Below are 4,949 nucleotides of genomic sequence, written 5' to 3'. Positions count from 1 at the left end.
GCCCCCAGCGTGGCGGCCAGCCCGTCGCTGCGGACCTTGGCCAGCACCTGGCGCACCCGCTCGGGCTGCAGGCGCGCCTTGCGCCACCACGAGGCCCGGGCGAACTCCACCAGCATGCGCTCGGTGCCGAGCGAGACCACGCTGGCCCGCGTGCGAATCAGCAGGTGACCCGGGCGGACCACCGGCACCGGCACCTCCAGCCGCTCGACCCCAGCACGGTCGAGCCCCTGCACCAGCTGGCTCATCCCTGGCACAGCGCTTCTCCCCCCGCCTGCTCGCGAGACGGCCCTAACGCGGGTGCCCTCTCCGGCGAGGCGCCCACCCCACGTCGGCGGGCCACCAGCCCCTCCAGAAGATCCAGGTAGCGCGTGGCCAGCACCCGGCGGTCATAATGCTGCGCCACGAAGGCCCGGCCTTGCTGCGCCCGCACCTCGCGCGCCGGATCCTGCTTCAGCTGCCGGATCGCGGCCACCAGCGCGGCCACGTCCCCGGGCGGCACCACCGTGGCTGCCCCAGACGCCTCCAGCAGGGCCGCGGGTTCCCCCGTCAGCGAGGCGATGATCGGGCGGGCGCAGCCCAGCAACTCGAAGAGCTTGGAGGGAATGAACTGACCGAAGGCGTCCAGGTCGCGCAGCGGCACCAGGCAGACGTCGGCGGCGTGGTAACAGGCCGGCACCTCGGCTTTCGGCACGGCAGGATGGAACTGCACGTTGGGCAGTTCCGCGGCCTCGGCCATGAGGGCCTGCTTGCGGGCGCCCTCGCCCACGAAGACGAAGGCCACCTCCGGGTCGTCCTGCAGCAGGCGAGCAGCCGCCAGATGGGTCTCCAGGCCCTGCGAGATGCCGTGCGTGCCCAGGTACAGCACCACGAAGCGATTCGCCACGCCCCAGGCCTCCCGGCGCGCCGCGTGGCGCGGGGCGGGAGCGAACTGGTCGAGGTCGACGCCGTTGGTGATGACGGACAGCTTGTGGGCCGGCACGCCGCGGGCGCGCAGATCCGCCGCAAAGGACTGGGTCACGGTCACGACGTGGTCGGCCTGGTGGTACAGCCAGCGCTCCAGGGCCTCCAGGGCGCGCAGGGCGGGGCCGTCGCGCAGCACGCCGAGGGCCTTGAAAATGCCCGGCCAGAGGTCACGCACCTCGAACACGAAGGGCACGCCCTTGACCCGGCTGATCAGCCAGGCCGCCAGCACCGGAAAGAAGCTGGGCGAACTGGCCACCACCACGTCCACCTCGCCCAGGCGCGGCAGCGTCTGCAGCACCGCCGACGCGGTGAAGCTCAGATGGTTCAGGATGCGCTTGAAGAAGCCCTCGTTGGGCGTCACGTAGACCCAGCTGCGGTAGACCGCCAGGCCGTCCAGGTCTTCTCGCATGCGCCAGCGGCCGCGGTAACCTTCCGGCACCACCCCTTGCGGGTGATTCGGGAAGGCCGTCACGACCTTCACGGTGTGCCCGGCCTCGCGCCAGACGCGCGCCATCTCCAGGCCCCGGGCGGCCGGCGCGCAGGGCTCGGGGGCGAAGTGTTGCGAGAGCCAGACGATCTTCACGTGGACCTCCCGCCGATGCGCCATGTCGTGGTCACCACCACCTGGCGATCGGCAGCGGCAAGGCGCAGCTTGAGGGCCGGCGCCAGGGTTTTCACATGCCAATCCGGCGAGACCGGATTCGATTCGGGCGTCAGCACCAGTCCTTGCGGGCCGACCACCTCCACCTCCGCCACGCAGGCGGGTCCCAGCTCCACCCGGGCCGCGAGGCCCTGCACGGCCAGCCGGGCCTGCGGCGCCAGCTGGAAGGTCCAGGCGTAGTCGTGTGCCCCGCCACCGGCCTCCAGGCAATCGGTGATGCGCCAGTGGCCGCGTCCCAGGCAGGTGACCGTGCGCTGGTGGCGCACCGGATCGCGCAAGCGGGCATAGCCCGTATGGCTACCCACCACCCGCTCGCCCGGCCGCCAGTCGTCGCAGTGGGCCTCGGCCGCGCGCGCGGTGCGAAAGGCCGCCCAGACCTCCGAGCTGTCCTGACCATCGACGGTGACGGTGTTGTGGGCCGGCGTGCCGCGAAAGTGGTCGCGCCAGGGACCCGCGCGGTAGCTGTACACCCCCGGGTCGATCAGGATCGGCTGGCCGTGGCTCCAGAGCAGCACGGCCAAGCTGTCGGCATGGCCGTGCCCCATCTGATGACGCGGCCCCAGCGGCCCACAGTCGAACAACATGTAGTCGTCGTCGGGCTGCCAGCCTTCGCGCAGGACGTAGCAGCCCGCCTGCGCGAAGGCCAGGGCGGTGGTCGAGGGCACTTCAGACGCCATGGCGTCGTAGGCCGCCAGGCCCGGCTCCCCGAACAACCAGGCCAGCGTGTCACGCTCGGCCTCCCCCGCCACGAAGCGCCAATCGGGGCGGTCGAAGTAGACCGCCGCGGCCGCCAGCAGGGCCCGGGCCGCCTCCGGCGCTGCGCCGGGCGAGTCGTTCAGGAGCGGCAGGCGGCCATCGGGTTGCATGAGGCCCATCAGGTGGTCGCCCATGGCCAGCAGGCGCGGCCGCACGCCCTCGGGCACGCCCCAGCCCGCCCGCTCGACCATGACCAGGGTCTCGAAGGCGTCCTGAAAGATGGTGCGGGTATAGGCCGGGCTGTTCTCCTCGTGCGAGCCATCGGGCCGGGTCTGGGCCAGCAACTCCTCCCAGTAGCGCCCGGCCACGCCATGCAGGCGGGCGGCATCGGTCGGGGCCAGCCAGGGCGCCAGGCAGGCATCGGCCCAGGTCAGCGCGTGCAGGTTGGCGAGCCAGTGGTTGCCCAGCAGGTCGTACTCCAGGGTGTTCAGCAGGTGCATGGCCTGCGTCGCCAGCGAACGGCTCAGCGGCTCCCAGGCCGCCCGCAAGGCCAGGGTGTCCTGCAAGGCCGCCAGCACCTGGCACCAGACCACCAGGCGCCGCGCGGTGGGATAAGGATGCCAGCCGGGCCCTCGCCCCGGCGGGTTGTGGCGCACCCAGTCCAGCATCAGGGCCACCAGCTGCTCGGCCGGTCGGCGATCGCCCGTGGCGCTCGCTGCCCGCACCAGGTCCAGCGCCCAGCCGAATTCGTGCAACTGAAACTGCCAGAGCAGCCCGCGCTCCGAGGCCTGGCGCCAGGGCGGCGTGGGCCCCAGGGCCGGCGGCAGGTTCAGAAACGCCCAGCGCCCCGCCATCACCGCTTCGGCCATCGGCGACACGCGCACGGCCCCCAGGGCGAACGGCCGGGGCAAGGGTGCGGGCTGGGCCTTCAAGCGCGGCCGGGGCACCCCCAGCAGCGCCGCCTTGGCCATGCGCCAGCGCCGCCCCAGGCGGCCGGTCACCTGGTGAGGACGCAGATTCTGCAAGGTGCGCACGAACAGCCCTGGCAGCTGCCACCAGGGTCGGGGAGGACGCGGAGGACGGGTCACCTCGCTGGACATCAGAGCCTCAGGCCATTCATCGTCGCGATCTTATGTTCCCCGCACGCGTGCCGCAGTGATCCCTGCGCAAGAGGACGCCACGGCCGAGGCAGCCGGAGCGCGAGGTCCGCGCCGGCTCAGCAGGCCCGGGGCAGCACGCGGCGCGGCCGGGCCGTGCCGTCGCCCAGGGTCATCACCTGGAAATCAGCTGCTTGCCAGGCCTTGCGATCCAGGAAGGCGCGCGTGTCGAGCAGCACCCGGTGCCGCATGAGGTCGCCCAGCCAGTCCGGGTCCAGCCCGCGGAACTCGTTGTGCGGCGTCAGCAGCAGCACGCAATCCGCGCCCGTGAAGGCTTCCTCGACCGAGACCAGCGGCGGGTAATCGAGCTTGGTGACGTGGGGATCGCACACCGCCACGGTATGGCCCGCTTCCTCCAGCCGACGCACCACCTCGAGCGCCGGGCTCTCGCGGTGGTCGCCCACGTTGCCCTTGTAAGCCGCCCCCAGCACGGCAATGTGCAGCGATTGCCCAGCCGGGAAGAGGCGCGCCAGCTTGGCTTCCACGAAGGCCGGCATGGCGTCGTTGACCCGCCGCGCGGTGGTGATCAGGCGCGATTCGGCGGGGGCCTGGTCGACCAGGAACCAGGGATCCACCGAGATGCAATGACCGCCGACGCCGGGACCGGGCGACAGCAGGTTCACCCGCGGGTGCAGGTTGGCCAGCCTTATCACTTCCCAGACGTCCACGCCCACCCGCTCGGCCACCAGCGCCAGCTCATTGGCCAGCGCGATGTTGACGTCGCGGAAGGTGTTCTCGGTGACCTTGACCATCTCGGCCGTGGTGACGTCGGTGACGTGAATGGCGCCGCCCACGATCGAGGCGTAGAGGCCGCGCGCCAGCTCGCCGCAACGCCGGCTGAAGCCCCCCACCACGCGGGAATTTTCCAGCAACTCGAACAGGATCTGCCCGGGCAGCACGCGCTCGGGGCAGTGGGCCAGGTGCACGGTCTTGCCCGGCTCCAGCCCCGACTGCGCCAGAATCGGCCACACCAGGCCCACCGAGGTGCCCGGCGGCGAGGTGGACTCCAGGATTACCAGGTTGTGAGGGCGCAGGCGCGGGGCGATCGCGCGGGCGGCCGCCTCGACGGCGCTGAGGTCCGGACGCTTGTCGGCGGCGATCGGGGTGGGCACGGCGATGATGTAGACATCCGCCTCCGGCACCTCACTGGTGGCCACCAGGCGCCCGGACTGGGTCGCGGCGTGCACCAGGGTGTTCAACCCGGGCTCCTCGATGTGGACCTCACCGCGGTTGACGGTCTCCACCACGCGCGGGTTGGTGTCCACCCCCGTGACGCGAAAGCCGTTGGTGGCAAACAAGCTCGCGGTGGGCAACCCGATGTACCCCAAGCCCAGCACGCAGATGTGTTCGAATTTGATCATACTGGCTCCACCCGCCCGCACAGGGCTCGGGCCCAGCCTAGGTCGTCAGGCCCCCCGGGGTCTGTGACAGAACCCGCATCGTGCCCATCGACATTTCGCGGCGAAGCTTGA

Annotated in this window: 4 protein-coding genes; all 4 read right to left on the bottom strand. The window is 71.5% G+C overall.

All coding sequences use genetic code 11. The features are described from left to right. The coding region (locus VKP62_06760; GenBank protein ID MEB3196890.1) for a dehydrogenase at window positions 1-245 on the bottom strand (245 nt) is incomplete at its 3' end. Beyond that, on the bottom strand, window positions 242-1,546 hold the full coding sequence (locus VKP62_06755) for a glycosyltransferase family 4 protein (protein ID MEB3196889.1): 1,305 nt from the start codon (window positions 1,544-1,546) through the stop codon (window positions 242-244). The genes VKP62_06760 and VKP62_06755, both read right to left, overlap by 4 nt. Further along, window positions 1,543-3,420, bottom strand: coding sequence for an alginate lyase family protein (locus VKP62_06750; protein MEB3196888.1), 1,878 nt, complete (start codon window positions 3,418-3,420; stop codon window positions 1,543-1,545). The genes VKP62_06755 and VKP62_06750 overlap by 4 nt, the downstream gene beginning before the upstream one ends. 116 nt (window positions 3,421-3,536) lie before the next feature. Continuing rightward, the gene (locus VKP62_06745) at window positions 3,537-4,838 is read right to left on the bottom strand and encodes a nucleotide sugar dehydrogenase (protein MEB3196887.1); all 1,302 of its coding nucleotides are present in this window, start codon (window positions 4,836-4,838) and stop codon (window positions 3,537-3,539) included. Between the last annotated feature and the right edge of the window lie 111 nt (window positions 4,839-4,949).

This window comes from Candidatus Sericytochromatia bacterium (assembly GCA_035285325.1).
Classification (GTDB): Bacteria; Cyanobacteriota; Sericytochromatia; order S15B-MN24; family JAQBPE01; genus JAYKJB01.
This window is presented reverse-complemented; position numbering and strand designations above follow the sequence as displayed.